General features: G+C 68.0%; 29 protein-coding genes and 1 tRNA gene. 11 read left to right on the top strand and 19 right to left on the bottom strand.

Features of this window, described 5'->3' with window-relative positions; all coding sequences use genetic code 11:
* Positions 1-97: 97 nt before the first annotated feature.
* From ACW17X_RS12205 to ACW17X_RS12195, 3 genes are all read right to left on the bottom strand, one after another.
* A complete protein-coding gene (locus tag ACW17X_RS12205) occupies positions 98-2,062 on the bottom strand; it encodes a methyl-accepting chemotaxis protein (RefSeq protein WP_492097722.1) in 1,965 nt (654 codons plus the stop codon).
* Positions 2,063-2,159: 97 nt separating this feature from the next.
* A complete protein-coding gene (gene trmB, locus ACW17X_RS12200; protein WP_492100467.1) occupies positions 2,160-2,861 on the bottom strand; it encodes a tRNA (guanosine(46)-N7)-methyltransferase TrmB in 702 nt (233 codons plus the stop codon).
* A gap of 114 nt (positions 2,862-2,975) precedes the next feature.
* The gene (locus ACW17X_RS12195) at positions 2,976-3,338 is read right to left on the bottom strand and encodes an endonuclease domain-containing protein (protein WP_492097720.1); all 363 of its coding nucleotides are present in this window, start codon (positions 3,336-3,338) and stop codon (positions 2,976-2,978) included.
* Between the two features lie 183 nt (positions 3,339-3,521).
* On the opposite strand from ACW17X_RS12195, the gene ACW17X_RS12190 reads away from it, so the two are divergent.
* The 3 genes from ACW17X_RS12190 to ACW17X_RS12180 all read left to right on the top strand — a co-directional run bounded on the left by ACW17X_RS12190 (position 3,522) and on the right by ACW17X_RS12180 (position 6,806).
* Positions 3,522-4,994, top strand: coding sequence for an amidohydrolase (locus ACW17X_RS12190; protein WP_492097718.1), 1,473 nt, complete (start codon positions 3,522-3,524; stop codon positions 4,992-4,994).
* On the top strand, positions 4,994-6,334 hold the full coding sequence (locus ACW17X_RS12185; RefSeq protein WP_492097716.1) for an amidohydrolase family protein: 1,341 nt from the start codon (positions 4,994-4,996) through the stop codon (positions 6,332-6,334). The genes ACW17X_RS12190 and ACW17X_RS12185 overlap by 1 nt, the downstream gene beginning before the upstream one ends.
* A 127-nt stretch (positions 6,335-6,461) precedes the next feature.
* Positions 6,462-6,806 carry a hypothetical protein gene (locus ACW17X_RS12180; RefSeq protein WP_492097714.1) on the top strand — a complete coding sequence of 115 codons (345 nt, stop codon included), beginning with the start codon at positions 6,462-6,464 and terminating at the stop codon, positions 6,804-6,806.
* A gap of 10 nt (positions 6,807-6,816) precedes the next feature.
* On the opposite strand, the gene ACW17X_RS12175 is transcribed toward ACW17X_RS12180, so the two are convergent.
* Complete coding sequence (locus tag ACW17X_RS12175) at positions 6,817-8,223, bottom strand: coniferyl aldehyde dehydrogenase (protein WP_492097713.1); 1,407 nt, start codon at positions 8,221-8,223, stop codon at positions 6,817-6,819.
* Between the two features lie 184 nt (positions 8,224-8,407).
* Between ACW17X_RS12175 and ACW17X_RS12170 the strand changes: the two genes are divergently transcribed.
* The 3 genes from ACW17X_RS12170 to arfB all read left to right on the top strand — a co-directional run bounded on the left by ACW17X_RS12170 (position 8,408) and on the right by arfB (position 10,406).
* On the top strand, positions 8,408-8,758 hold the full coding sequence (locus ACW17X_RS12170) for an endonuclease domain-containing protein (RefSeq protein ID WP_492097711.1): 351 nt from the start codon (positions 8,408-8,410) through the stop codon (positions 8,756-8,758).
* 791 nt (positions 8,759-9,549) lie between these two features.
* Positions 9,550-10,008, top strand: a complete 459-nt coding sequence (locus ACW17X_RS12165) for a YaiI/YqxD family protein (RefSeq protein WP_304935340.1) — start codon at positions 9,550-9,552, stop codon at positions 10,006-10,008.
* Positions 10,005-10,406, top strand: a complete 402-nt coding sequence (arfB, locus tag ACW17X_RS12160; RefSeq protein WP_492097709.1) for an alternative ribosome rescue aminoacyl-tRNA hydrolase ArfB — start codon at positions 10,005-10,007, stop codon at positions 10,404-10,406. Before ACW17X_RS12165 ends, arfB begins: the two co-directional genes overlap by 4 nt.
* 38 nt (positions 10,407-10,444) lie before the next feature.
* Here the strand turns inward: arfB and ACW17X_RS12155 are convergent, their stop codons facing one another.
* From ACW17X_RS12155 to ACW17X_RS12135, 5 genes are all read right to left on the bottom strand, one after another.
* Positions 10,445-11,230, bottom strand: a complete 786-nt coding sequence (locus tag ACW17X_RS12155) for a hypothetical protein (RefSeq protein ID WP_492097707.1) — start codon at positions 11,228-11,230, stop codon at positions 10,445-10,447.
* A gap of 74 nt (positions 11,231-11,304) precedes the next feature.
* Positions 11,305-11,757, bottom strand: a complete 453-nt coding sequence (locus ACW17X_RS12150; RefSeq protein WP_492097705.1) for a hypothetical protein — start codon at positions 11,755-11,757, stop codon at positions 11,305-11,307.
* A 13-nt stretch (positions 11,758-11,770) separates the two neighbouring features.
* Positions 11,771-13,348, bottom strand: coding sequence for a 2-polyprenylphenol 6-hydroxylase (gene ubiB, locus ACW17X_RS12145; RefSeq protein WP_492097703.1), 1,578 nt, complete (start codon positions 13,346-13,348; stop codon positions 11,771-11,773).
* Positions 13,336-14,124, bottom strand: a complete 789-nt coding sequence (locus tag ACW17X_RS12140) for a class I SAM-dependent methyltransferase (RefSeq protein WP_492097701.1) — start codon at positions 14,122-14,124, stop codon at positions 13,336-13,338. Before ACW17X_RS12140 ends, ubiB begins: the two co-directional genes overlap by 13 nt.
* 40 nt (positions 14,125-14,164) lie before the next feature.
* Complete coding sequence (locus ACW17X_RS12135; protein WP_492097699.1) at positions 14,165-14,878, bottom strand: Crp/Fnr family transcriptional regulator; 714 nt, start codon at positions 14,876-14,878, stop codon at positions 14,165-14,167.
* 168 nt (positions 14,879-15,046) lie between these two features.
* Here ACW17X_RS12135 and ACW17X_RS12130 point away from each other — a divergent pair, with 168 nt between their 5' ends.
* The 3 genes from ACW17X_RS12130 (at position 15,047) to ACW17X_RS12120 (ending at position 16,399) form a co-directional block, all read left to right on the top strand.
* Positions 15,047-15,358: a 4a-hydroxytetrahydrobiopterin dehydratase gene (locus ACW17X_RS12130; protein WP_492097697.1), complete on the top strand. Its 312-nt coding sequence runs from the start codon at positions 15,047-15,049 to the stop codon at positions 15,356-15,358.
* Positions 15,358-16,158: an SDR family oxidoreductase gene (locus ACW17X_RS12125; protein WP_492097695.1), complete on the top strand. Its 801-nt coding sequence runs from the start codon at positions 15,358-15,360 to the stop codon at positions 16,156-16,158. The genes ACW17X_RS12130 and ACW17X_RS12125 overlap by 1 nt, the downstream gene beginning before the upstream one ends.
* A gap of 164 nt (positions 16,159-16,322) precedes the next feature.
* Positions 16,323-16,399 (top strand) — tRNA-Arg (locus ACW17X_RS12120).
* A gap of 75 nt (positions 16,400-16,474) precedes the next feature.
* Here ACW17X_RS12120 and ACW17X_RS12115 read toward each other — a convergent pair.
* Together ACW17X_RS12115 and ACW17X_RS12110 are read right to left on the bottom strand one after the other, a co-directional pair.
* Positions 16,475-17,080 (bottom strand): class GN sortase, encoded by a 606-nt coding sequence (locus tag ACW17X_RS12115; RefSeq protein ID WP_492097693.1) that lies wholly within the window; start codon positions 17,078-17,080, stop codon positions 16,475-16,477.
* The gene (locus tag ACW17X_RS12110; protein ID WP_492097691.1) at positions 17,077-19,200 is read right to left on the bottom strand and encodes a marine proteobacterial sortase target protein; all 2,124 of its coding nucleotides are present in this window, start codon (positions 19,198-19,200) and stop codon (positions 17,077-17,079) included. The genes ACW17X_RS12115 and ACW17X_RS12110 overlap by 4 nt, the downstream gene beginning before the upstream one ends.
* A gap of 174 nt (positions 19,201-19,374) precedes the next feature.
* Here ACW17X_RS12110 and ACW17X_RS12105 point away from each other — a divergent pair, with 174 nt between their 5' ends.
* Positions 19,375-20,121, top strand: a complete 747-nt coding sequence (locus ACW17X_RS12105; protein ID WP_492097689.1) for a helix-turn-helix domain-containing protein — start codon at positions 19,375-19,377, stop codon at positions 20,119-20,121.
* A 10-nt stretch (positions 20,122-20,131) separates the two neighbouring features.
* On the opposite strand, the gene ACW17X_RS12100 is transcribed toward ACW17X_RS12105, so the two are convergent.
* From ACW17X_RS12100 to ACW17X_RS12085, 4 genes are all read right to left on the bottom strand, one after another.
* The gene (locus ACW17X_RS12100) at positions 20,132-20,257 is read right to left on the bottom strand and encodes a hypothetical protein (protein WP_492097687.1); all 126 of its coding nucleotides are present in this window, start codon (positions 20,255-20,257) and stop codon (positions 20,132-20,134) included.
* Between the two features lie 97 nt (positions 20,258-20,354).
* Positions 20,355-20,645: a DUF167 domain-containing protein gene (locus tag ACW17X_RS12095; RefSeq protein WP_492097685.1), complete on the bottom strand. Its 291-nt coding sequence runs from the start codon at positions 20,643-20,645 to the stop codon at positions 20,355-20,357.
* A gap of 75 nt (positions 20,646-20,720) precedes the next feature.
* Entirely contained in the window at positions 20,721-21,650 is a 930-nt protein-coding gene (locus ACW17X_RS12090) for an electron transfer flavoprotein subunit alpha/FixB family protein (protein WP_492097683.1), read from the bottom strand.
* 1 nt (position 21,651) lies between these two features.
* Complete coding sequence (locus ACW17X_RS12085) at positions 21,652-22,416, bottom strand: electron transfer flavoprotein subunit beta/FixA family protein (RefSeq protein WP_492097681.1); 765 nt, start codon at positions 22,414-22,416, stop codon at positions 21,652-21,654.
* Between the two features lie 115 nt (positions 22,417-22,531).
* Between ACW17X_RS12085 and ACW17X_RS12080 the strand changes: the two genes are divergently transcribed.
* Positions 22,532-22,876 carry a hypothetical protein gene (locus ACW17X_RS12080; protein ID WP_271164898.1) on the top strand — a complete coding sequence of 115 codons (345 nt, stop codon included), beginning with the start codon at positions 22,532-22,534 and terminating at the stop codon, positions 22,874-22,876.
* 225 nt (positions 22,877-23,101) lie between these two features.
* On the opposite strand, the gene ACW17X_RS12075 is transcribed toward ACW17X_RS12080, so the two are convergent.
* Genes ACW17X_RS12075 through ACW17X_RS12060 form a run of 4 tightly spaced genes read right to left on the bottom strand, consistent with a single transcriptional unit; the run spans position 23,102 to position 24,969 of the window.
* Entirely contained in the window at positions 23,102-24,055 is a 954-nt protein-coding gene (locus tag ACW17X_RS12075; RefSeq protein ID WP_492097679.1) for a hypothetical protein, read from the bottom strand.
* Positions 24,056-24,059: 4 nt separating this feature from the next.
* Entirely contained in the window at positions 24,060-24,215 is a 156-nt protein-coding gene (locus ACW17X_RS12070; RefSeq protein WP_492097677.1) for a DUF6471 domain-containing protein, read from the bottom strand.
* Positions 24,191-24,763 carry a cob(I)yrinic acid a,c-diamide adenosyltransferase gene (locus ACW17X_RS12065; protein ID WP_008261323.1) on the bottom strand — a complete coding sequence of 191 codons (573 nt, stop codon included), beginning with the start codon at positions 24,761-24,763 and terminating at the stop codon, positions 24,191-24,193. Before ACW17X_RS12065 ends, ACW17X_RS12070 begins: the two co-directional genes overlap by 25 nt.
* Before the next feature lie 2 nt (positions 24,764-24,765).
* Positions 24,766-24,969, bottom strand: a complete 204-nt coding sequence (locus tag ACW17X_RS12060) for a twin transmembrane helix small protein (RefSeq protein WP_183196873.1) — start codon at positions 24,967-24,969, stop codon at positions 24,766-24,768.
* Positions 24,970-24,997: the final 28 nt, after the last annotated feature.

Here is a 24,997-nt window from a genome sequence, read left to right as displayed (position 1 = left end):
GAAGCTGGGGCCAATTTATGGTTTCCAAATCGCGACGAAGCGTAAACCCTAACCTAGGGCAAATTACATATCATCGTTCTTTAGACCTCTGGTAGGATCAGAACTCTTCCCAGCCTTCCGCGGACGGGGCGGCTTCATATGCGGCCTGAGGCGCGGGCGCAGCGCCGCCGCGACCGAGGGTCTTCAACGCGGCGGCCATATGGCTCGAACGGGCCGGCGCCTTGGCGGCGGGGCGCGGTTCGGCGCGGTGCGAGGCCGCCGGCGCAGCCGCGCGGGCTGTGTCCCCGACCTTGAACTGGGCGACCGAGGCCTGAAGCGACTCGGCTTCCTGCGACAGCGAATGGCTGGCGGCGGTGGATTGCTCGACCATGGCGGCGTTTTGCTGGGTGACCTGGTCCATCTGGTTCACGGCCGTGTTGACCTCGGCCAGGCCGACGGCCTGTTCCTGGGCCGAGGCGGCGATTTCCGAGACCAGACCGTCGATCTCGGCGACCCGATCCACGATCCGTTGCAGGGCCTCGCCGGTCTGGCCGACCAGTTTGACGCCCGAACCGACCTGGGTGGTCGAGGTCGAGATCAGCGTCTTGATCTCCTTGGCCGCTTCCGCCGAACGCTGGGCCAGGGCCCGAACCTCCGACGCCACGACGGCGAAACCGCGACCGGCTTCGCCGGCGCGAGCGGCCTCGACCCCCGCGTTCAGGGCCAGCAGATTGGTCTGGAAGGCGATCTCGTCGATCACGCCGATGATCTGGCTGATCTGATCCGACGAGCCCTCGATCGCCTGCATGGCCTGGACCGCATCCCGCACGATCACGCCCGAGGTTTCGGCGTCGCCCTTGGCAGCCTGAACCACTTCGGAGGCCTGGCGGGCGCCCGAGGCGGTCTTGTTGACCGTGGCGGTGATCTCATCCAGCGCGGCCGCCGTCTCCTCCAGGCCCGCCGCCTGCTGTTCGGTGCGGCGCGACAGGTCGTCGGCGGCCTGCGAGATCTCGCCGGCGCCGGATCGAATGCCGGCGATATTGGCCACCACCACGGCGACGGCCTGCTGCAGCTGGGCGATGGCGGCGTTGAAGTCGGTCTTCAGCTGCTCCGCCTTGGGCGCGAACTCGGCCTCGATCCGATAGGTCAGATCGCCGTCAGCCATGGCCGACAGCCCTTGGCCCAGGGCTTCGATGGTGACGCGGTCGGCCTCGGCCTCGGCGGCCTTCTCGGCCTCGCGCGCGGCCCGTTCCTGTTCGCTCATCGAGCGTTGCGACAGGGTCTCGGCCTCCAGCCGGTCCTTTTCGATGGCGGCGTCGCGGAAGACGGCCAGGGCTGCGGCCATCTTGCCGATCTCATCGCCGCGTTTGACGCCGGGAATCTCGGAGGTCTTGTCGCCCTCGGCCAGGCCGCGCATCCGCCGCTCCAGCGCCACCACGGGGGCCGACACCGACCGGCCGATGAACCAGCCCGTCGCCCCGACCGCCAGCAGCACCAGCAGGGCCATTGAGCCCAGGGCCAGAGCCGCCTTGCCCACGGCCGCCGCGATCTGGTCGGTATAGACGCCCGAACCGATCACCCAACCCCAGGGCGCGAAACCCTTCACATACGAGATCTTGGGCGCGGCCCCGTCCTGGTTCGGCTTGGCCCACTGATAGTTGACGAAGCCCTCGCCGTCCTTCTGAACCACGGCGACGAATTCCTTGAACATCAGCACGCCGTCAGCGTCCTTGTTCTCGCTCAGATCCTTGCCGTTCAGCGCCGGCTTCATCGGGTGCATCACCATGGTGGGATGCATGTCGTTGATCCAGAAATAGTCGTCGGCGCCATAGCGCATGGCGCCCACGGCGGCCTTGGCGGCGGTCTGGGCCTGGTCTTGCGTCAACCGGCCGGCCGCCTGTTCGCCCTGATAATAGGCGACCACGCTGTGGGCGATCTCGACGGACTTCTTGGTGCGGTCGGCGATGTCTTCGCGCATCACGGCGTCCAGCCGCATCAGGGACAGGCCGGTGATCACCAGCAGACCCGCCATGGTCACAAGGGCCAGCAGATTGATCCTGCCGCCGATCGTCAACGCCTTCATGGTTCCGCCCCTGTTATTCTACTTAGGGGCCATTAATAATGAAGTTCGTTAAACAGGCGTCTATGCTTAAACTACGTAAAATCCCGTAGCTCACGCCTCAGGCTGTGCGCCGGTATTCCAGGAAGATCGGCGCGGTGTCGCCCAGCTTCTTCTCCTCATAGCGGGTGACCACATGGTCCGCCGGGGGCAGGAACCAGTCCTGATCCGCCGCCCCGATCCGCTCCAGCCCCGGCGTGCGCTCCAGCCGTTCCAGCGTCCATTCGGCATAGTCGCGCCAGTCGGTCACGAACCGCAGCGTCCCGCCCGGCTTCAGGATGCGGGCGAAGGCCTGGGCCGTCTCGTCCTGCAACAGGCGGCGCTTGTTGTGCCGGGCCTTGTGCCAGGGATCGGGGAACAGGATCAGCACCCGGTCCACCGAGGCGTCCGGCAGGGCGTCCACCAGGTCGCGCGCGTCGTCGGCGTGGATGCGGACATTCTTCAGCCCGGCCTCCTCGACATGGCGCAGGGCCGAGGCCACCCCGTTCAGGAAGGGCTCGCAGCCGATCACCAGGGCGTCGGGCCGCGTCGCCGCCTGGGCCGCCATATGCTCCCCGCCGCCGAAGCCGATCTCCAGCCAGACCTCGACCGCCTCGGGCATCATCGCCTTCGGGTCCAGCGGACCGGCCTTGGGATCGGGCACGGCGATCTCGGGCAGCAGGCTGTCCATCAGCGCCGCCTGCCGCGGCTTGATCGGCCGCGCCTTGATCCGGCCGAACGACCGCAGCGGCCGGTCGAGATGGGGGTTTTCGTCGTCGTTCATGCGCGTGCCGTTAGCGGTCAGGAACAGGCGCGTCCAGAACATCTCACCTCCCCGTTCGCGAAGGCGAATGGGGAGGACCGGTCGCGCCAGCGACCAGGAGGGGGCGACTCCGCCCTATCCCGCGTCTCGTCGCGCGCGCACCACCGCCAGGATGAAGCCGAGCACCCCCTCAAGTTCGTCTTTCACATGGATCGCTCGCACGCGGACAACCTTCACGCCGCGCTCCCCCAGCCAAGCAGTCCGTCGCTGGTCGTGAGCGACCTGTTCCGGCTGATCATGAACCGCGCCGTCCACCTCGACCGCCAGCTTCGCCTCGGCGCAGTAAAAATCGAGAATATACGGACCGATCGGATGCTGCCGACGGAACTTGCAGCCGTTCAGGCGTCCAGCCCGTAGCGCAGTCCAAAGCCGGGCTTCCGGCGGAGTCATTAAACGGCGAAAAGCCTTCGCCCGTGTGAAGCTCAGACCGTCAGCCACCGTCTCGCCCCCTCCTGACCGCTGCGCGGTCTGTCCTCCCCATTCGCCTTCGCGAACGGGGAGGTGATGACCGTCTCCCACTCCCAAAGAACATCGAAATCTTTTGACGCCTCCGCCAGATGCCCCTCCTATGACGATCGCAAGACACGTCGGGCTGGCGTGTCGTCGGGAAGAGGGGATCTGATGATCGGACATCATCTGCGGGGCGTCAGCCTCGCGGCCATAGGCTTTGCTGTGCTCGGCCTATCGGCCTGCGCCACCACGGGCGCGGAATCGGAGGCCGCCGCGCCGTCCAAGGACAAGACCCTGGCCGCGGGCCTGGATCCGGCGACCACCCTGAACCCCTATCCGTCCACCTATCAACCCTTGCCGCGCGAGAATTTCGCCGTGGTCGGCGCGACCGTCCTGACCGGTACGGACCGCAAGATCGACAATGGCGTGGTCGTGGTCACGGACGGCAAGATCGCCGCCGTCGGCGACGCCTCGACCCCCGTCCCCGCCGGCTATCGCGTCATCGAGGCGCGCGGCCGCTATGTCACCCCCGGGATCATCGACGTCCACAGCCACCTGGGCGTCTATCCGTCGCCCGGCGTCAGCGGCATGAGCGACGGCAACGAGGCGACCAGCCCGAACACCGCCCAGGTCTGGGCCGAGCATTCGCTGTGGCCCCAGGACCCGGGCTTCAACACCGCCCGCGCCGGCGGCGTCACGACCATGCACATCCTGCCCGGCTCGGCCAATCTGTTCGGCGGGCGTGGCGTCACCATCCGCAATACGCCGTCCATCACCATGCAGGGCATGAAGTTCCCGGACGCCCCCTATACGGTCAAGATGGCCTGCGGCGAGAACCCCTCGCGCGTCTATGGCTCGCGGAACCAGAGCCCGGCGACCGGCATGGGCAATATGGCCGGCTATCGCGCCGCCTTCATCGCCGCGCGCGACTACAAGGCCAAGTGGGACAAGTGGCGCGAGGACGGCGAGGGCGCGGCCCCGACCCGCAATCTTCAGAACGAGACCCTGGTCGGGGTATTGGACGGCTCGATCCTGATCCAGAACCACTGCTACCGCGCCGACGAGATGGCGCTGATGATCGATATGGCCAAGGAGTTCGGCTACCGCATCACCACCTTCCACCACGCCACCGAGGCCTACAAGCTGGCCCCGCAACTGGCCCAGAACGGCATCTGCGCCGCCATGTGGACCGGCTGGTGGGGCTTCAAGATGGAGGCCCTGGACGCCATTGAGGAGAACGCCGCCCTGGTGGACGCGCCCCAGGGTTCGTGCGCCGTCATCCACTCCGACGACGCCGAACTGACCCAGCGCCTGAACCAGGAAGCCGCCGCCGCCCTGTCGGCCGGTCGCCGCGCTGGGCTGAACATTTCGGAAGAACACGCCATCGGCTGGATCACCTCCAACGCCGCCAAGGCCATCGGCATCGCCGACCAGACCGGCTCGCTGGAGGCCGGCAAGCGCGCCGACGTGGTGATCTGGAGCGCCGATCCCTTCTCCATCTATGCCCGCGCCGACCAGGTCTTCATCGACGGCGCCCTGACCTTCGACCGGACCAACCCCGCCTATCAGCCGACCAGCGATTTCGAGCTGGGCCAGCCGGGCTATGGCCTGACCGCCGCCAACGTCGCCGAAGGAGCCCGCTGATGCGTCTGTCCCACATCCTCGCGGGCGCTGTCGCGGCCCTGTCTCTCGCCGCCCCCGCCCTCGCCCAGGACACCGTGGCCATCGTCGGCGGCCGGGTTCTGACCGGCACCTCGGTCATCGAGGGCGGCACGGTCGTCCTTCGCGACGGCAAGATCGTCTCGGTCGGCGCCGGCGCAGCGCCCTCCGCGGCCCGCGTCATCGACGCGACCGGCAAGGTCGTCGCCCCCGGCTTCATCGCCGTCGATTCCGGCCTGGCCGGGACCGAGGTCGGCGCCGTCAGCGGCACCAACGAACTGCGCAACAGCGCCAACACCCTCAGCGCCGCCTTCGACATCTCCTACGGCCTGGACCCCTGGTCCTTCACCCTGCCGGTCGCGCGTCTGGGCGGCATCACCCGCGCCGTGGTCGTGCCCCAGCACCCCGGCTCGTCCGGCGGCCATGTGCATGAGGACGAGACGGCCGGCGCCGGCGATGGCGGCTATCAGACGCCGGGCCTGTTCGCGGGCCAGGCGGCCATCATCGACCTGGGTCAGGACGCCAACATCCTGGTCAAGCCGCGCGTGGCCATGGTCGCCCCGTTCGGCGAGGCCGGGGCCGACATCGCCGGCGGCGCCCGCGGCGCCCAGTTCGTCCTGTTCAAGGAGACGATGGCCGAGGTCCGCCTCTACGCCCGCAACAAGTCGGCCTATGAGCGGGCGGGCCTGCGCGACCTCAGCCTGTCGCGCGCCGACCTGGAGGCCCTGATCCCGGTCGCCAATGGTTCGATGCCCCTGATCGTCAGCGTCCACCGGGCGTCCGACATCCAGCAGGTGCTGCGTCTGGCGCGCGAGGAAGGGATCAAGCTGATCCTGGACGGCGCCGAGGAAGGCTGGCTGGTCGCCGGCGACATCGCTTCGGCCGGCGTGCCGGTGCTGCTGAACCCCATCTCCAACCTGCCCGCCGACTTCGAGATGCGGGCGGCGCGGATGGAGAATGCGGCGGCCCTGAACGCGGCCGGGGTGGTGATCGCCATCAAGGGCAACGAGGGGTCGACCCACCGCGCCCGCGAGGCCCGCTACAACGCCGGCAACGCCGTCTCGCACGGCCTGCCCTATGGCGCCGCCATCGCCGCCCTGACGGTCAATCCGGCGAAGATCTTCGGCATGGCCGGACAGTTCGGCCAGATCGCGCCGGGCGCCGCCGCCGACGTCGTGGTCTGGTCCGGCGACCCGCTGGAGCCCCTCAGCCAGCCCTCGGCCGTCTTCATCGACGGGGTCGAGCAACCGTTGACCAGCCGCGCCCTGCTGCTGCGCGACCGTTATCGTCAACAGACGCCGATGCCGCCGGCCTATCGCAACTGACGGCCTTTCAGGTCTGAAGGAAAAGGGCGGGACCGCAGGGTTCCGCCCTTTTTCGTATCGCCCTCCCATTGCCGTCTCCGGGGACAGGCGTAGGGTCGGATCGTCACGCGAGATATCCAAGCAGGCCATGAAGATCGCAGTCCTCACCCTGGCCCTTGCCGCCCTCCTTCCGGCCGGGTGCGCCGCCAAGCCAAAGGTGGCGACGGCGACGAAGGCCTGTGAGCTGGCGAAGGCCCGTGTGATGCAAAGCGGTCGCTTGCCGAGCTCCTCCCGTATCGCCTTCTGCGACCCCGTGCCGGAAGCCGACGGCGCATCCGACCTCTACGTCCTGGCGCTGCACAGCGACCGCGTGTGTGACGGCATTTGCAGCACCAACCTGGGTTGGTTTGCTGTTCAGAAATCGACCGGCGCCGTCCTTGAATGGGACGTAGCCGAATGGAAACCTGGGTCGCCGGTAAGCGGCCGTCCGTAACGGCGGCCCTTCACCGGGCCAGAAACCGCAGGGCCGCCCGCGCCAGCCGGCCCGACGCCCCGTCCCACGGCGGCCCCAGACGTTCGAAGGCGTTCAGCGGCCCCACGTCATAGACGGCCCGCGCATGGCTGAGGCGTTTGAACCCCTCGTGGCCGTGATAGGCGCCCAGGCCGCTGGGGCCGACCCCGCCGAACGGCAGGTCGTTCTGGGCGATATGGAGCATGGTCCCGTTCAGGGTCACCCCGCCCGACAGGCCGGCGCCCAGGATCCGGTCGCGCGTCCGCGCCTGGTTCGTAAAGCCATACAGGGCCAGGGGCCGGGGCCGGGCGGCCACGAAGGCCAGGGCGTCATCCAGGCTGTCGTATCCGACCACCGGCAGGACCGGGCCGAAGATCTCCTCCTGCATCAACAGGCCGTCGGTCGGCGGGTTCAGCACCAGGGTCGGGGCGATCTTGCCCCCCTCTGCGGCCGCATCCGGGTGTTCCAGCACCACGGCCCCCGCCGCCTTCGCCGCCGCCACCGCCTCGCGCAGCCGCACCCGGTGGCCTTCGCTGATCACCCCGCTGTAGTCGGGATTGTCCTGAAGGGTCGGATAGGCCCGGCGCGCCTGATCCAGCACCGCCTCGGCGAAGGCCCGGACCTGCCCGGCCGGAACCAGGGCGTAGTCGGGGGCGATACAGGTCTGGCCCGCGTTCAGGAATTTGCCGAAGGCGATCGACCGCGCCGCCTTGTCCAGCGGATAGTCGGGCGCCACCACGGCCGGCGACTTGCCCCCCAGCTCCAGCGTCACCGGGGTCAGATTGTCCGCCGCCGCCCGCATCACCTCGCGCCCCACCCGCGTCGATCCGGTGAAGACCAGATGGTCGAAGGCCAGACCCGAAAAGGCCTGGGCCACATCGACCCCGCCGTTGACCACGGTCAGCACCGCCGGATCGAACCGCTCGGCCACGGCGGCCTCCAGCAGGGCGCCGAAGGCGGGCGTCAGTTCGGACGGCTTGATCATCACCCGATTGCCCGCCGCCAGGGCGTCCACCGTCGGCCCCAGGGCCAGCAGCAGCGGATAGTTCCACGGCGCGATCACCCCGACCACGCCCAGGGGCTCATGCCGGATCCAGGCCCGCGACGGCTGGAACATCAGGTCCACTGGCCGCCGCTCGTCGCGCATCCACCGCCCCAGATGGGCGCGCGCATGGTCCAGGCTGCGGATCAGGGGCGTGACCTCCAGCAGGCCCGTCTCCATCACCGACCGCGCCCCGAAATCCGCATCTATGGCCCGCGCAAAGGCCTCGCGCCGCTCCAGCACCAGGGCCTTCAGCGCCCCCAGCCGCCCGCGCCGCACCTGGGCCGACGGAGCCCCCTCCGCCCGCGACGCCGCGTGCTGAAGCCCGAACCGGTCCGAGAGCTGATCCTGTGTCATCGCATCCAGACCCTTCGCCGCGCCGGCCGAAAACCGCCCGACCGCCCTGCTTCTCAGACCCGCCCCGGCCGGGGTCAAGCCCCGTCACCAACGTGTCTCCTCCCCCTCTAGGGGAGGTGGATCGGCGTATAGCGCCGAGACGGAGGGGCTTGCCGCACGCCAGCCCTCGATACATATTCCCGTCATGGATGTTCGGCGCAAAACTTTAGATCGTGCCCGCGAACTCCGCCGCAGCCTGACCCTTCCCGAGGTTCTGCTGTGGCAGGCGCTGCGCAAACGCGGGCTATGCGGCGCGCGATTTCGGCGTCAGCATCCGGTCGGCCCCTATATCCTCGACTTCTACTGCGACGCGGCCCGGCTGGCGGTCGAGATCGACGGGTCCAGCCATGACACGCCCGATCAGGCGCGGCATGACGCCCGCCGCAACGACTGGCTGAACCAGAGAGGCGTCGCCGTGCTGCGGATACCGGCGCGGGATGTGTTGGCGGACATGGCCGGGGTGCTGGAGGCGATAGGGTTGCGGCTCAAGGCCTAGCCTGCCCCCACCGTCACGCCGCTTCGCGTCGCGCCACCTCCCCCAAGGGGGGAGGACTTAGTGTTCGCACTCCTCCCCCTCTGGGGGAGGTGGATCGGCGCATAGCGCCGAGACGGAGGGGGTGCGTCCGCAAGACCGGCGCCCTTAACGGACGTTTCGAGCCTGCTGTCGAAAGCTCGGTGACACGGACTCCACCAAACACAGTCCGGTCCAAGCCGACGCTATGAATAGACCGACCGCATACTCCGCATAGATCAGGGAGACGTTGTTTCGCCAGTTGTTCGAAAACCATGTGCCGCTGCTCGTAGCCACCCCATGCGCCAGGTCAACCACAACCCAAATAGCGGGCGCAGCCACCAATAACGCCGACATGAAGAGGGCTCTATCCCCCCATTTTCGACGCGATAGGAAGACACCAATTCCGACAGCCATGAACACCGCCCAAGGAATTAGCACGTGAGCCGGCGCCAGAAAGATCACGGCCCACCAGCGATTGAGGCGCCACCAGGAGTCACCGCTTGGATGGACTGCCACAAAACCAAAATAGGCGGTCGCCGATGCTGCGCACCCTAAAGCAGCAGCCAGTCGCAGAAACCCAAGCTTGGTCATACGCCACGCATAGCGCGAAGGACGCCCGCTAACCAACTGTTCCGACCGAACCCGGCACGGACGCACCGGGCGTATGGATCCTCGCCCAAGGCCGAGGATGACGAAAGAGAGGAACGGGGCCACATGTGCAGCCGTTCACCCCACCCTCGACGACCCGCCCCCGTCCGCGCTAGGTCAGGCCCATGCCGACCGCCCTCTACATCGACGCCGACGCCTGCCCGGTGAAGGAGGAGGTCTATCGCGTGGCGCGGCGCTATGGGCTGAAGACCTATGTGGTCTCCAACGGCTGGATGCAGGTCCCGCGCGAGGCCCTGATCGAGCAGGTGGTGGTGGACGCCGGGCCGGACGTGGCCGACGACTGGATCGCCGAGCGGGCGGGCGTGGGCGATGTGGTTATCACCGCCGACATCCCCCTGGCGGACCGCTGCCTGAAGGCCGGCGCCCAGGCGCTGAAGTCCAACGGACAGCCCTTCACCCCGGACTCGATCGGCTCGGCCCTGGCGGGGCGGATGGTGGGCGAGCATCTGCGCTCGATGGGGGTGGCGACGTCCGGCCCGCCGCCGTTTTCGGCCGCCGACCGGTCGCGGTTTCTTCAGGCCCTGGACCAGGCCGTGGTCAAGGCGCGCAGGGTCGCGACATGACGACCATCCCCGAGGACGAGCTGGAGTTCCACTTCTACCGCGCCGGCGGACCGGGCGGCCAGAACGTCAACAAGGTCTCGACCGCCGTCCAGATGCGGTTCGACGTCAAGAACTCCCCCAGCCTGACCGAACCAGTGAAGCAGCGGCTGATGAAGCTGGCCGGCAGTCGGCTGACGCTGGAGGGGGTGATCCTGATCACCGCCGTCCGCCACCGCACCCAGGAGCGCAATCGCGCCGACGCGATGGAACGGCTTCAGGCCATGGTGGACGAGGCCTCGATCCGCCCCGTCTTCCGCGTCCCGACCCGCCCGACCAAGGCCTCCAAGGAGCGCCGGCTGAAGGCCAAGACCAGCCGCGCCTCGATCAAGTCGGGACGCGGCCGGCCAAACCTGGATTAGCGGCCCTGGATTAGCGACTCTGGATTAGCGAGCCTGGATCAACGGCGGGGCGGACGTCCGCCCCGACCGCCCCGCCCTTGGCCCGCCCCGCCCTGCACCACCGTCTTGGGCAGGCTTTCCAGCGTCAGGACCCCGTCGTGATCCTGGTCCAGCAGGACGAACCAGCGCTCGCCCGCCGCGGTCCATTCCTCGGGCGTGATCTTCTGGTCGGCGTTGCGGTCGGCCGCCCGCACCGGCTGGGGCACCGACAGCAGACCGGCGCGGGCCAGACGCTCGGTCCCGCCGCGATAGGGCTGGGCGCGCGGCTTGGACGGGGCGGCGCCGCCTTCCTGACCGCCCATGCCGCCCATTCCGCCGCCCATCGGGTCTTGCTGGTCGCCGTTCAGGTTCATCTGGCCGCCGCCGGGCGGGCCGCTCCGACCAAAGGCCCGACCGGCGCCCCGACCACCACCCGGTCCACCCTCCATCCCGCCGCCCAGGGCGGCGAAGGTGGCGTCCACCAGCCGCTCATAGGCGAAGATCTCCGACGGGCCGACCACCCCGTCGCCGTCCTGGTCCAGAGTCCCGAACCAGCGCTGGCCGTCGACGGCGAACTCCTCGGCGGTCAGGCGACCGTCGCTGTCGGCGTCGGCGTCGGCGAACCAGGCCGCCACCGGATAGTGATCGCCCGGCTCGGACACGAACAGCTCGCCATAGGGGCTGACGAAGATCTCCGACCGCTGCGGCGGCGGGCCGCCTTTGGGGCCGCCCGGATGACCGGAAGGGCCGCTCGCGCAGGCGGAGAGAAGGGCCATCATGCCGAGGCCGGCGACGGAATATTTCATGTCTGACACCCCAGAAGACGGGAAAAGCGCCGTCATTCCAGGGCTTAGCGCATCAGCTTGGCCTTAGCGTGGCCCTAGCCTTCGACGGGTCGGAACCGCAGCCCGGCGATCCGGTCCTCGGGATCGAACAGGATCATCCATTCGGTCACCTTGTTGTCGAAGGTGACGCGGAACAGCTGGGCGTCGCCCTCGGCCTTCTGGAACTCGACCGTGCGGACGGCGCCGAAACTCTTGATCAGGGGGCTGATCTCGGGCGACAGCTGGCGCATCCGGGTCGCCAGATCGGGGGTGAAGACCGAATAGTCGAAGCCCGCGCCCTGAACCGCCGCGATCACGCCGCGCAGGGCCGCCTCGGCCCGGGCGATGTCCGGCGCCTGGGCCTCGACGGGAGCCGAAGCAGGGGCGGGGGCGGCAGGCGCCGCATCGAAAGCGTTGGGCACCGAACCAGCAGCCGCCTGGGCCAGCGCGGGCACAGGCGCGGCAAACAGGGCTGCGGCGAGAACCGTCTTGATCAGCTTGGTCTTCATGCGAAGGCTCCGGTCAGTGCAGATAGGGCCAAACAGAGAGCCCCAGGGCCGTCAGGGCCGCGACTGTCGCGACCGTGATTGAAGCCGTCACCCAAGCGGGAGTTCCCGACTTTTCGATGACCACCGCCGCCGGACGCGGCGGGTCCTGCACCAGGCGCGAGATGGCCCGCGCCGCCGCGATCATCTCGTTCAGGGCGTCGCGAGCCTGGGCCTGGGGCCCCAGTTCGCGGCGGATCCAGCGTTCGACCACCGGCTGGGCGGCCTTCCACAGGTCGTGGTCGGGTTGAAGACGGCGCGCCACCCCCTCGACCGAGACCATGGTCTTTTGCAGCAGGATCAGCTCGGGCCTCAGCCGCATGTCGAACAGGGCGGTGATCTCGAACAGCTGGCCCAGCAACCGGCCCATCGACACCTGGCTGGCGGCGCGGCCGATCACCGGCTCGCCCACCGCGCGCAGGGCCTGGGCGAAGGTCTCGACCGAATGGTGGGGCGGCACATAGCCGGCCTCGAAATGGACCCGGGCGATCCGGTCGTAATCCCGGCTGATGAAGCCCCACAGGATCTCGGCCAGATAGCGCCGCTCGGCCGGACCCAGCCGCCCGACGATGCCGAAGTCGATGGCCGTCACATGGGCCGGGGCGCTGGCGAACAGATTGCCCTCGTGCAGGTCGGCGTGAAACACCCCGTGGTCCAGGGCCTGAACCAGGAAGGCCCGCACCACATTGTCGGCCAGCAGATCGGTGTCGAGGCCCGGCAGGTCGACCAGGGCCGGATCGGTCATGGGCACGCCCTTGGCCCATTCCAGCGTCAGCACCCGCTTGCCCACCCCGTCCCAGACGACGGCGGGGGCGGACATATAGCCGTCCTTGGCCAGGACATCGGCCATCTCGCTGGCGGCGGCCGCCTCCAGCCGCATGTCCAGCTCCAGGTCCATGGAGTTGGCGATGGTCTCGACGAAGGCCTGGGGCTCCAGCCGGCGCGACAGGGGAACCAGCCGATACACCAGGGCGGCGCCCAGCCGCATGGCGTCCAGCCCGTCGGCGACCCGGCGCTCGACCCCCGGCCGCAGCACCTTGACCGCCACGGCCCGGCCGTCCGCCAGGGTCGCCCGGTGCGCCTGGGCCAGGGAGGCGGCGGCGACCGGCGGGCTCAGGTCGATGAACAGGCTCTCGACCGGCCGACCCAGGGACTTCTCGATCTCGCGCCGCGCCTCCTCGATCGAGAACGGCGGCAGGGCGTCCTTCAGCCGGCCCAGGTCGCGCGCGAACTGCAGGCCGAAGATGTCGGCGCGGGTGGCCAGGACCTGGCCCAGTTTGATCGCCACCGGCCCCAGATGTTCGAACGCCTTGCCCAGCCTCTGGCCCGGCCGGCCCTGGCGTCCGTCGCGGCCGGACAGCATCTGCACCGCGCGGGCGAAGGGTCGGGCCCAGACGGGCAGCAGGGGATTGGCCTCGCGCGGGATCAGGGCGTCATGGCGCGCCAGAACCCACAGCCAGCCCAGCAGGCGCAGAAAGGCCGCGACCGGGTTCTGCACCGCGACCGTGGCGGGCGGCGGCGGGGCCGTGCGATAGATCCGGGTCAGATCGCCCACCCGTGGTGAATGGCGGCGATCCCGCCCGACAGATTGGTCACCGAGACGCGCTTGAAGCCGGCGTCCTCGATCAGGCCCTTGAAGGCCGTCTGGTCGGGGAAGCGGCGGATGCTCTCGACCAGATACTGATAACTGTCGCGATCCTTGGCCACCCAGCCGCCGATGCGCGGAATGGCGTGGAAGGACCAGGCGTCATACAGTTTGCGCACCGGCCCGGTCGTGGGCCGCGAGAACTCCAGGCACAGGAACCGGCCGCCCGGCTTCAGCACGCGCCGCGCCTCGGCCAGGGCCTTGTCGATATGGGCCACGTTGCGGATGCCGAAACTGATCGAATAGGCGTCGACCGAGGCGTCCGGCAGGGGCAGGTTCATCGCGTCCCCGACCGACCAGCTCATCTCCGGCTCGCCGCCCTTGTGGACCCCGGCCAGGATCATCTCGGCGTTATAGTCCAGCACGATCACATTGGCGTCGTCCCCGCCCCGCCGCTCCTGGGCCGCGCGCGCCATCTTGGAATAGCGCCGCGCCATGTCGCCGGTGCCGCCGGCCACGTCCAGGATGGTCTCGCCGGGCCGGGGATTCAGCTTGGCGGCGGCGATGTCCTTCCAGACGCGGTGGACGCCGACGCTCATCAGGTCGTTCATGACGTCATAGCTGGAGGCGACGGAATCAAAGACCCCGCGCACCATCTTCACCTTCTCGCGCGCATCCACGTCGCGGAAGCCGAAGGAGGAACGGTCGCCCGACGAATGCGGGCCATGAGAGGAGGCGTCGGTCATAATCCGGGGTCTAGCGCGTCACGAGCCGCCCGTCACGCGATCAGGCGGCTTCCGGCCCGGCTTCAGGCTGGGGCAGCTCCAGTTCCTTCATCACCTCGCGCATCAGGCCGTAACAGCCGCATGAGGCCGCCTCCAGCCCGTCGCGGTCCAGCACCCGAACCCAGCCCCGGCCGCGCTGGATCAGCCTCTTACCCTCCAGCGCGGTCCCGACCTCGGACACGGTGGCGCGGCGCACGCCCAGCATGCCGGCGATGTCGGCCTGGGTCAGATCGACCCGGTCGTCCTCGGCCCGGTCGTGCAGCATCAGCAGCCAGCGCGCCAGCCGCTCGTCCAGCCGGTGCTGGGCGTTGCAGGCGGCGGCCTGCTGCACCTGGGCCATCAGGCCTTCGGTAAAGCGCGACAAGGCCGAACGCAGGCTTTCGCTCTCGTCCAGCGCCGCGCCGAACGCCTCGGCCGAACAGACGGCGGCGACCCCGTCGCCCTGGGATATGGCGCGGCTGGCGGCCCGGGCGTTGAACGGGCCGCAGGTCACCCCGACCAGGCCCTCGCGGCCGATGGCGGCGGTCTCGACCATCTTGTCGTCGGGCAGGACGGTCATCAGCGACACCACCCCATTGATCGGGAACCAGACCTGATCGACCGCCTCGCCGGCGTCGTACAGCATCTGCCCGCGCGTCACCTCGCGTTCCTCCAGATGGGGTTCGATCCGCTCGCGGTCGGCCGGATCGAGGGCGGCGATCCACAGATTGTCCATCCTCATCTCCTTGGCCACATCCACGGCGCGTCAACAGGCCATTGCCCAAGGTCGCGCTTAACGGAAAGCTCAACGCCCAAGCTTGGTGGTGCGTTCCCAACCCTTGCCGCACGCCTGCGGGCGCCTTACGCCAGGATCAATCGACAGAGATCGAGTAGGAGACGCGGAATGGACGGCAACATCGGCGCAAAGGCGGCCTGCGCTGCGCTCGACGGATGGAAGCCCGGCGAAGACGGTCGCGACGCCATCGTCAAGGCGATCCTGTTCCACGACTTCAACGCCGCCTTCGCCTTCATGACGCGCGTGGCGATGCAGGCCGAGGCCATGGGCCATCATCCCGAGTGGTTCAACGTCTACAACCGCGTGGAAATCCTGCTGACGACGCACGACGCCGACGGGGTCACCGACCACGATGTGCAGATGGCCCAGTTCATCGACTCCATCACCGGCGACCTGACGCCCGGAAACGGACACGACTGATGGCCGCCCCCCACAACCGCCCCGGCCGCGTCGCCGGCAAGACCGCCCTGATCACCGGCGCCGCCGGCGGCCTGGGCGAGGCCATGGCCGTCATGCTGGCCCGAGAGGGGGCCCTGGTCGCCCTCACCGACATCGACGGCGACCGCGTCGCCGCCCTGGCCGCCCGGATCAACGCCGAAATCCCCGGCGCCGCCTTCGCCTACGCCCACGACGTCGCGAGCGAAGCCCAGTGGGAACAGGTGATCGCCGCCGCCGTCGCCGACCTGGGCGGCCTGTCGGTCCTGGTCAACAACGCCGGCGTCGGCGGCCCCCTGGCCTTCGTCGAACAGGACACGGTCGACAACTGGCAGCGTCAGTACGAGATCAATCTGCGCTCGATCATGCTGGGCGCCAAATACGCCATGCCCCATCTGCGCGCCGCCGCCCCGGCCTCGATCATCAATATCTCGTCCATCGCCGGCCTGGTCGCCGCCCCTGGCATGGGCGCCTATAACGCCACCAAGGCCGCCGTCTGGATGTACACCAAGACCCTGGCGCTCGAGGCGGCCAAGGCCGACTGGAACGTGCGCTGCAACTCGGTCCACCCGGTCTTCATCAAGACCCCGATCCTGGACCCCTTCATCGCCATGGCCGGCGGCGACGAGGCCAAGGCCCACGAACGCCTGACCCGCGGCATCCCGCTGAAGCGGATCGGCGAACCCGACGACGTCGCCTACTGCGTCCTCTATCTCGCCTCCGACGAATCCAAATTCGTCACGGGCTCCGAGTTCAAGATCGACGGCGGCATGACCGCGCAATAGGGCGCAGGCGCGCTTTCTTTTGGGCCTACCGCGCTTCGCGCTGCTTGAGGCGGGAGGAGCCCGGCGGCGGTTAGAAGACAGCCATCCGACCGTCTTGCGCTTATTCGGGATTGAGGCCGCCCGCCGCTTGCTGTAAGCGGCCTCTTCGGCGTCACGCCGACCACGCACCCGTAGCTCAGCTGGATAGAGTACTGCCCTCCGAAGGCAGGGGTCAGAGGTTCGAATCCTCTCGGGTGCGCCATCCTCTCCTTGAATCCAACAACACCAGGAAGAACGCCTCGACTTGGCGGGCTGGATTTCTGCACGCGGCGGACCGTCAAGATATGCGCCGCGCCATGACGACATAGCGTAGCGGTCCCCGCGCCCCCGTATCGAACGGCCAGCATGTGGTCAGGGCCAGGATCGGCGTCCGCGTATGGCGGTCGATGCCGAACTGGTCGTTGCGGACGACATGCCCGCCTTCGACCCGATAAGAGGTTCGCGCGCCGTGGATGTCTTCGACCTGTATGACGTCGCCTGGGCGCAGATCTTTCAGGAAGCGAAAATGCGTGTCGCGGTGGGCCGCGAAAACGGCCGTGCCGCGCTGGCCCGGGGCCGCGCTTCCCGGCAGGTGGGTTGGGCCGAACGCCATGGCTTCGCCCGATCCGCCCGACAGGACGATTTCGCTGACGCCCAGGCGTGGCGCGGTAATCCGGGCGACCGGCGCCGTATCCGCCCAGGGCCAGGCCTTGACGGGCGAGCCGCTCTCCAGGGCGCGGGAAAAGGCGCGCTCCATCAGGATCTGCGCCAGGACGGCCTTGGCGGGAATGATCAGGCCCTGGCCGGCCAGGGCCAGACCGAAGATCAGCATCAGAACCAGGGCGAAGGGGACGGCGCCCGTCAGGCGCCGTCCTTTCGTCAACGTCTCGATCCCGGCGGTCACGCCGCCCTCCGCCGCCGCAAGGTCCACAGACCCATTCCGGCGATCATCATCAGCACCAGACCGCTGCCCAGCGTCTGCTCCCAGGCCGTGGCGGTCTGGGGCAGGGCGAAGGGCTGAAGCGGATCCTCCGCCTCGGCTCCGGCCTCCCCGCCGGCGCCGGCGATCGGCCCGCCGAACAGGGCGTCGAAATCCCAGCCGTGGGGCAGGTTCAGCGGCAGTTCCTCCTCGGTGAGGCGCGCGCCTACCGGGCGGCGGGGCGTATGATCGACGGCGACCAGGCTGGTCTCGCGGGTGACGATCGAGAAATCCAGACCCAGCTGGGCGATGGCGCCGGCCGCCGCCTCATCGGTCATCTGGCCCAGGCGGCTGGCCACCTCGATGTCCGTGATCCGGCGCTTGCCCCAGAGCTTGCCGATACCCCGCCCCTCGACCGCCTGGCTCAGGTCGATCCGACGGCTCCACGGGCGACCGTCCAGCACGCCCGACACCGTCATCCGACCAAGCCGGTCGCCGCTGCGGCCCAGAACGACCAGGGGCTCGCCTTCATAGAGGTCCGGCAGATCGACCGGCGTGAACTCGGCGTCTCCGCCCTGGCCATAGACGCGCAGGTCGGTCACGACCGGACGGGTCAGGCGATCCAGCAGGGCGGACATCCGGGCGATGACCTCGCGCGTGTCGCCGATATGGGTGTATGCGCCCCGCCCGACCTCGGCCATCCGGCTCATCAGGAAGCTGTTGGGCGCGCTGCCGATCCCGACCATGAAGACCCGGCTGCGGCCGCGATCCGACCCCAGGGCGCTCAGCATCTCGTCCTCGTTGCTGATCGAGCCGTCGGTCAGGAAGATGACCTGGCGCACGCGGCGTCGGTCCTGGGGCGTATCATCCACCAGCGCGGCTCTCAGCGCGGGCAGCATCTCGGTGCCGCCCTGGGCCTCGAGCTGACCGGCGAACCGCAGGGCCAGCGCCACCTGGTCGGGCGTGGCCTGGACCGGCTTGTCGAACAGCTCCGTCATGCTGTCGTCGAACCGGATCACATTGAAACGATCGACGGGCGTCAGGCTGCGCAGGGCCAGCTTCAGGCTTTCGCGGGCCTGGTCCATCGAGTCGCCCGACATGGAGCCGCTGTTGTCGATGACGAAGATCAGTTCACGCGGCGGCGGCGCACGACGACGACTTGGAGCCGGGGGTTCGATCACCGCCATCAGATAGTCCTGGTTCCTCAAGCGCTCCCGGAACAGGCTGACCGACGGATCGGCCTCGGCCGAGCGCCAGCGCAGCTCGAAATCGCGATCAGCGGGAACGGTGGCCTGGGTCAGCGAAATGGTGCGGCCCGATCCGGGCGCGTCCACGATCCGCACGGGATGATAGGGGCTGACGACGCCCGTCGGCGCAAACCCGGGGTTCAGGTGCACGGTGATGGACACCGGATTGGTCGGGGCGTGACGGCGCGGGTCCAGAACCGGCGCGCCGACGGCCCTGGCGGTCGCGACATCGGGCGCGCCTTGGGCGGTGGCGGGCGTATAGCGGGGGCCGACGACCAGGGGCAGGCGGAAACTGTATTCTCCGGAGGTCCGGCGAACCGGCGCCTGGTATTCGATCTCGATCAGAACCGTCTCGCCGGGGCCGATATTGGCCACGCGATTGGTGAACAGGTTCGGTCTTTGCTGTTCGACCAGTCCGGCCCCGCGTCCCTCGGCCTTGGCCTGGTCATAGATCCGCCGGGCGGCTTCGCGACGTTCGATCCGCCCGATGATCACGCGCTGGCCGATCACCATCTTCAGACTGTCGACCGCGCCGTCCTCGGGCAGCGGATACAGATAGGTGGCCTCGGCCCAGTCCCGCCCCGTATTCCGAAACGCCTGGACGACCTTCACCCGTGCGGTCTGGCCGGTGATGGTCACCTCCATGTCCGTGCCCAGTTGCACGGCGGCGGGCGTGGCGCCGTCGCGGGTCTTCAGCACCAGGGCGCCGGAGGTGACCTCACCCGTCGGCGGGGCCTGGCGTGCGCTGACGGCCGAAGCCAGACTGAGCGCCAGCATCACGGAAATCAGCAGCAGGGACACCGCCCCGATCAGCGGGGCGCCCCTTCGACTGGTCGAACGGAAAGGCGAGGTTCTCATGGGCCATGCTCCTTGATGGAGCCTTTTGACTAGGCCTCGAACCGTGCGCACAGCCACGCGAAATCCCGGCCGGTCTCCGCCGTTTTCCGCCCGGCTTTCCGTGTCCTGTCCGCGACTTGACGGCATGTGCGGAAATGTGCGCATTCCATCACAGGTTCAGGGACGGGGAATGGCGTGATCGACACCGAGGCCGAGCGCATATCGCATCGCGTGCGCGAGGAACTGGCGCGGCGGCGCCTGTCGCGGCAGGCGCTGGCGGACATGGCCCGGATCAGCATCTCGACGCTGGAAAAGGCCCTGTCAGGCCGCCGCGCCTTCACCCTGGCGACCGTCATCCGTCTGGAACAGGCGCTGGGCGTGCCGCTACGGCCAAGCCAGACGATCTCTCAGCCCATCGACCTCCCGGCGGCTTCGCCCGACGCCATGGGATCCTATTCTCGCGGCGCCGTGCGCTGGCTGGAAGGCCGCTATCTGACCCTCAGACCGTCCTTCGGCTACCCGAACCACATCTACGCCTATCTGACGGACATCGTCTGGGACCACGAGCGATCCCATCTGGCCTTTTCGGAATCCGAGCGGCTGGACAGCGCCTTTTCACAGCGCGGCAGCGTGTCGGTCCCCCACCTGTCCGGGCACACCTATCTGGTCACCAATGTCGACGGGCAATACCGGATGGCGGTGCTGGGACGGCCCACGATCAAGGGGGCGCTGTACGGCATTCTGACCACGCTGATGGTGGGGAACGGCTCGCAGCTGGTGCCGGCGGCCGTGCCGATCGCCCTGACGCCTTCGCCCCTGACGCCTTCGCCCCAGGAGGAGGGGACGTTCGGCCTGATCGCACCCGACAGTCCGGCCTATCCCCGCTATCGCGCGGAACTGGACAAGGTCACGACCGACGACTTCGCGCGTTTCCCTCGATAATCCCCCTATGTCAGCCCAGGACCGCGGCGAGACCCAGCCAGGCGATCAGGGACAGAACCAGCACCACCGGAATGGCGACCGCCGCGCGGCGCGTGCCGGGGTGTTTGTGACGAACGTCGGGCCCGATGTGGAACATGATCACACGCCCCGCCGACGGGCGTCGCAACGGACATGAACACTCGGAACTTGGGTCATCGGGGCGATCCTCAGGCAAAGGCCTCCGCCCTGAACGCTCAGCCCGCCGCAATGATCCCGTCCAGCCGCGCCTTCAGCTCGGCCTCGTCCAGCCCCTCGACCTCGATCATCTTCAGCCGCGACTGACCGCCGCGCGCCAGATCGACCGACGACTTCGACACCCCCAGCGTCTTGGCGAGGAATTTCACCAGAGCGGCGTTGGCCTCGCCGTCCACCGGCCGGGCGCGCAGCCGCACCTTCAGCACGGGCCGCCCCTCGGCGTCGACGTCCCAGCCGTCTATCCGGTCGCTGGAGGCGCCGGGCTGTAGCTTGATGGGCAGTCGGGCCATTCGGTCCTGCGCAAACGCAGAAGGGCGCGACGTCCGGCGTCGCGCCCTTCCCCTATCGGATAATTCCGCCGAGCCTCAACCCAGGGCGGTCATCAGCTCCGGCACGATGGTCTTGTAGTCGCCGACCAGGCCATAGTCCGCGACCTGGAAGATCGGGGCGTCCGGGTCCTTGTTGATGGCGACGATGGTCTTGGATTCCTTCATCCCGGCCAGGTGCTGGATGGCGCCCGAGATGCCGATGGCGATGTACAGGGCCGGGGCGACCACCTTGCCGGTCTGGCCGACCTGATAGTCGTTCGGCGCATAGCCCGCATCGACCGCCGCGCGCGAGGCGCCGATGGCGGCGCCCAGCTTGTCGGCCAAGGGCTCCATAACCGCATGGAACTCCTCCGCCGAGCCCAGGGCGCGACCGCCCGAGACCACGATCTTGGCGGCGCCCAGTTCGGGCCGGTCCGACTTGACCATTTCTTCCGAGACGAAGGCCGTCTTGGGCGCATCGGCGCCGGCGACGCTCTCGACCGGGGCGGAACCGCCCTCGGCGGCCGCGGCGAAGGCCGTCGGACGCACGGTGATCACCTTCTTGGCGTCAGCCGACTGGACCGTCTCCAGGGCGTTGCCGGCGTAGATCGGCCGCACGAACGTATCGGCCGACACCACCTCGATGATGTCCGAGATCGGGGCGACGTCCAGCTTGGCGGCGATCCGGGGCGCGAAATTCTTCCCGTCGGTCGAGGCCGGCGTCAGGATGGCGTCGTAGCCGGCGGCCAGGGGCAGGACGGTGTCCGTCACCGCCTCAGCCAGACCGTGGCCCAGGCCGCCGCTCTCGGCCAGCAGCACCTTGCGGACGCCGGCGATTTTCGAAGCCGCATCAGCAGCGGCCTGCGCGCCCTGGCCCACGACCAGAACATCCACGTCGGACGACAGGCCCAGCGCAGCGGTCACGGTCTTGTGGGTGGTGTCGCGAACGGTCGAACCGTCGTGATCGGCGATGACGAGGACAGCCATATTACAGCGCTCCCACGGACTTGAGCTTGGAAACCAGTTCGGCCGCATCGGCCACCTTGACGCCGGCCGACCGTTTCGGCGGCTCGGTGACCTTCAGGACCTTCAGACGGTCGGCGACATCGACGCCGTAGTCGGCGACCGCCTTGACGGCGATCTCCTTCTTCTTGGCCTTCATGATGTTGGGCAGGGAGGCGTAGCGCGGCGTGTTCAGCCGCAGGTCCACCGTCACCACCGCCGGCAGTTCGGCGGCCAGGGTCTGCAGACCACCGTCGACCTCGCGCGTCACCGTAGCCTTGCCGCCTTCAACCACCAGCTTGCCGGCGAAGGTCGCCTGGGGCCAATCCAGCAGGGCGGCCAGCATCTGGCCCACCGCGTTGTTGTCGCCGTCGATCGACTGTTTGCCCATCAGCACCAGGTCGGGCTTTTCTTCCTCGACCACCGCCTTCAGCAGCTTGGCGACCGCCAGCGGCTCCAGGTCCGCATCCGACTGGATCAGGATGCCCCGATCCGCGCCCATGGCCAGGGCGGTGCGGATGGTTTCCTGGGCCTGGGTCACGCCGATGGAGACCACGACGATCTCGGTCGCGGTGCCGGCGGCGTGATGCTCCTTGCCTTCCTTCAGACGAACCGCCTCTTCGACGGCGATTTCGTCGAAGGGATTCATGCTCATCTTGACGTTGGCCAAGTCGACGCCGGACTGGTCAGCCTTGACGCGGGCCTTGACGTTATAGTCGATCACCCGTTTGACGGGGACGAGAACCTTCATGGGTCTATCCGTGAATTCGCCTGAATGTAGGGGCAGGACATGGAGCGGTCGCGAAGGCCTGTCAACGTAACGCGGGGTCAAGCTCCCGTGCAAAACCCGCCTAACGGATCCTGAGATGAAGCGTTTTCTGACCTTTCCCCGCCTGGCCATGATCTTCTTCGCCCTGTTCGGCGTCGCCGTGGCGGGGGTTTTCGCGGTCCAGGCCTATTGGGTCGCGCCGGGCGAACGCTGCGAGGCGGCGGGCAAATGGTACGACATGGAAAACCGCATCTGCGCCCAGCCCATTTCCATCGCCCAGATCACCGGCCGCCCCAACGGCGTCTCCCGCGCCCAGGCCTCGGACGAAAAGAACCGCGAACTGATCCGCATCGAAGACCAGCTCGCCGCCCAGGACCGCGCCCGCGCCGCCGAAATCACCCGCCAGAAGGCGGCCTTGGCTGCGGCCCGACCGGCGACCTGATCGTGTTCACCCTCTCCCACCGGGAGAGGGTACGAGCGCCCGAGAGCGTAGCGATCGGTCTTGCGCGAAAGGGTGAGGGGCAAGGTGGTGCGCGTTGGCCCACCGCCGGCCCCTCATTCGGCCCTACGGGCCACCTTCTCCGGTATTATGTAGCAAACACACCAAATCCGGTGATGTTTCACGCCCTATATGGGGTGTGAGATGATCGGAGCGCTTGCCGCAGCCTTAGTCGGGATCGGGAATCTGGACTGGCCATGCCTTCAGGCGGATTTGGCCTCTCGGGACGTCCTCTCCAACGTGGAACGCAATGTTTCCGGCGTCGTCCGGCATTCGCTCCAGCATGAAGACGAATGGGGTCGAGTGAGCCCCCCCGATTTGGCTGGACCGATAGCCAAGGCTTCCGACCAGCATGACGAAGAGAGCCTTAAACTCGTCAATACCGGCCTTTTTCAACTTAGCACCGGCGGCGTCCAACGCCTCAACCGAAATGGGGAGCGAATGGCGCTGCGTGTAAAGTTGGCCAGGGAAGCGAACCATCCCCCAGTTGCGGGTTATGTTCTTGCTGGCGCTTTGAATACGCGAAACCTCGTCGACCAGATCACAACTCATATCGACCAGAAGTTCGGCGTCCACAAAAACGCCGTGTGCTAGCCCATTGCCGACATTTTGAAACTTGAACTCGAATTCAAGTCTTCCCTCCCCATGCTCGGTCCAAACAAGACCGGAGGTGACCTCGATGCTCTGAGGCGCCATCCATGGTCGATGTTGCGCGGCGATAGCAGCTCGTTGGATGTTATTAGCCTCGCGCGCCGCATCGACGGCGGTGGCGGCGGCCACGGCGGCGTCGTTGGCCTGCTTCACCGCGTCCCTTGTGGCATTGAGAGTCCTCGCCACAAAATAGATTCCGACAATGCCCGCGAAGAACTGGAAGACGCTAAGGTCAACCATGTCCTCACTAGCTTTGGCGGCCCTGATATCCGCATAACTGCCCTGACAGGCCTCATAATCGCGCTGTGCGCAGGCATTGCTGGCGGCGCGAGTTATCGCCTCACGGCCCGACGCAACCCGCTCAAGAAAACCAAGAAACAAAAGTGCGGCGACACCGATGGCCGCTAACAGGAGGATGAGATCAATCAGCCGCCTAAGTGGATATTGCTCATCTCGATCGCTGTCAGACATTGAATCAGAACGCCGCTGTGAATCCACCTCGGCTAATCTTGTTCGTCAAATTCCGCTCTGTCTCGTGAATTCCCATGCTGCCAAGCTTTTCCGCTAACTGTGCATAGGTGACGCCCTTACTTTTGAGCGCAACCCCTACCGCGTCGCCCCCGGCTTCCACTTCACGTCGTTGGCGCCGTTCGCATTCGCCCGCCGCCCAGCCACGAACAAATGGTCCGACAGCCGGTTCAGATACCGCACCGCCGCGCCATTGACCGCCTCGCCCGCCTCGACCAGCCGCACCGCCTCGCGCTCGGCCCGGCGGCACACGGTCCGGGCCACGTGCAGATGGGTCGACAGGGGCGAGCCGCCGGGCAGGATGAAACTGTCCAGCGGCTTCAGGCTCTCGTTCATCCAGTCGATTTCCTGCTCCAGCCGCTCGACCTGGCTGTCCAGGATGCGCAGCGCCTCCCAGGCCGGCGGCGGGTCCAGCGGCGTCGCCAGATCGGCCCCCAGGTCGAACAGTTCGTTCTGGATCCGGGCCAGCATGGCGTCGATCCGGTCGTTCTGGCCGCTGTTCAGCCGAGCCACGCCCAGGACGGCGTTCAGTTCATCCACCGCGCCGTAAGCCTCGACCCGGGGATCAGCCTTGGACACCGGCGCGCCCGAGGCCAGCCGCGTCTGCCCGTCGTCGCCGGTGCGGGTGTAGATCTTGTTCAGCGTCACCATGATCAGGCCCCTTGCGTCGCCTTCCACACCATGCCGCCGACCAGGATCAGCACGGCCACGGCCTGAAGCCCGACCCGCCACCGCATCAGCTTGTTGGAATGGCTCCGGGCGTAGTCCCCGCCCCGGAACAGCGAATAGAGGCCCAGACCCAGCGTCACCGTGACGGCGAGGATGGCGGCGATGACCAGGATGTCGAACATCTGCATAGCCCTGTTCTAGCCCCGGCCTGCACCG

The sequence above is a fragment of the Brevundimonas sp. FV1ye4L genome (assembly GCF_058681255.1).
This window is presented reverse-complemented; position numbering and strand designations above follow the sequence as displayed.

Excerpts from the sequence above, each read along its gene's own strand:
- ACW17X_RS12205 (WP_492097722.1), bottom strand. The coding sequence starts at position 2,062 with ATGAAGGCGTTGACGATCGGCGGCAGGATCAATCTGCTGGCCCTTGTG.
- trmB (WP_492100467.1), bottom strand. The coding sequence starts at position 2,861 with ATGAACGACGACGAAAACCCCCATCTCGACCGGCCGCTGCGGTCGTTC.
- ACW17X_RS12190 (WP_492097718.1), top strand. The coding sequence starts at position 3,522 with ATGATCGGACATCATCTGCGGGGCGTCAGCCTCGCGGCCATAGGCTTT.
- ACW17X_RS12185 (WP_492097716.1), top strand. The coding sequence starts at position 4,994 with ATGCGTCTGTCCCACATCCTCGCGGGCGCTGTCGCGGCCCTGTCTCTC.
- ACW17X_RS12180 (WP_492097714.1), top strand. The coding sequence starts at position 6,462 with ATGAAGATCGCAGTCCTCACCCTGGCCCTTGCCGCCCTCCTTCCGGCC.
- ACW17X_RS12175 (WP_492097713.1), bottom strand. The coding sequence starts at position 8,223 with ATGACACAGGATCAGCTCTCGGACCGGTTCGGGCTTCAGCACGCGGCG.
- ACW17X_RS12170 (WP_492097711.1), top strand. The coding sequence starts at position 8,408 with ATGGATGTTCGGCGCAAAACTTTAGATCGTGCCCGCGAACTCCGCCGC.
- ACW17X_RS12165 (WP_304935340.1), top strand. The coding sequence starts at position 9,550 with ATGCCGACCGCCCTCTACATCGACGCCGACGCCTGCCCGGTGAAGGAG.
- arfB (WP_492097709.1), top strand. The coding sequence starts at position 10,005 with ATGACGACCATCCCCGAGGACGAGCTGGAGTTCCACTTCTACCGCGCC.
- ACW17X_RS12155 (WP_492097707.1), bottom strand. The coding sequence starts at position 11,230 with ATGAAATATTCCGTCGCCGGCCTCGGCATGATGGCCCTTCTCTCCGCC.
- ACW17X_RS12150 (WP_492097705.1), bottom strand. The coding sequence starts at position 11,757 with ATGAAGACCAAGCTGATCAAGACGGTTCTCGCCGCAGCCCTGTTTGCC.
- ACW17X_RS12140 (WP_492097701.1), bottom strand. The coding sequence starts at position 14,124 with ATGACCGACGCCTCCTCTCATGGCCCGCATTCGTCGGGCGACCGTTCC.
- ACW17X_RS12135 (WP_492097699.1), bottom strand. The coding sequence starts at position 14,878 with ATGGACAATCTGTGGATCGCCGCCCTCGATCCGGCCGACCGCGAGCGG.
- ACW17X_RS12130 (WP_492097697.1), top strand. The coding sequence starts at position 15,047 with ATGGACGGCAACATCGGCGCAAAGGCGGCCTGCGCTGCGCTCGACGGA.
- ACW17X_RS12125 (WP_492097695.1), top strand. The coding sequence starts at position 15,358 with ATGGCCGCCCCCCACAACCGCCCCGGCCGCGTCGCCGGCAAGACCGCC.
- ACW17X_RS12110 (WP_492097691.1), bottom strand. The coding sequence starts at position 19,200 with ATGAGAACCTCGCCTTTCCGTTCGACCAGTCGAAGGGGCGCCCCGCTG.
- ACW17X_RS12100 (WP_492097687.1), bottom strand. The coding sequence starts at position 20,257 with ATGTTCCACATCGGGCCCGACGTTCGTCACAAACACCCCGGCACGCGC.
- ACW17X_RS12095 (WP_492097685.1), bottom strand. The coding sequence starts at position 20,645 with ATGGCCCGACTGCCCATCAAGCTACAGCCCGGCGCCTCCAGCGACCGG.
- ACW17X_RS12090 (WP_492097683.1), bottom strand. The coding sequence starts at position 21,650 with ATGGCTGTCCTCGTCATCGCCGATCACGACGGTTCGACCGTTCGCGAC.
- ACW17X_RS12085 (WP_492097681.1), bottom strand. The coding sequence starts at position 22,416 with ATGAAGGTTCTCGTCCCCGTCAAACGGGTGATCGACTATAACGTCAAG.
- ACW17X_RS12080 (WP_271164898.1), top strand. The coding sequence starts at position 22,532 with ATGAAGCGTTTTCTGACCTTTCCCCGCCTGGCCATGATCTTCTTCGCC.
- ACW17X_RS12075 (WP_492097679.1), bottom strand. The coding sequence starts at position 24,055 with ATGTCTGACAGCGATCGAGATGAGCAATATCCACTTAGGCGGCTGATT.
- ACW17X_RS12065 (WP_008261323.1), bottom strand. The coding sequence starts at position 24,763 with ATGGTGACGCTGAACAAGATCTACACCCGCACCGGCGACGACGGGCAG.
- ACW17X_RS12060 (WP_183196873.1), bottom strand. The coding sequence starts at position 24,969 with ATGCAGATGTTCGACATCCTGGTCATCGCCGCCATCCTCGCCGTCACG.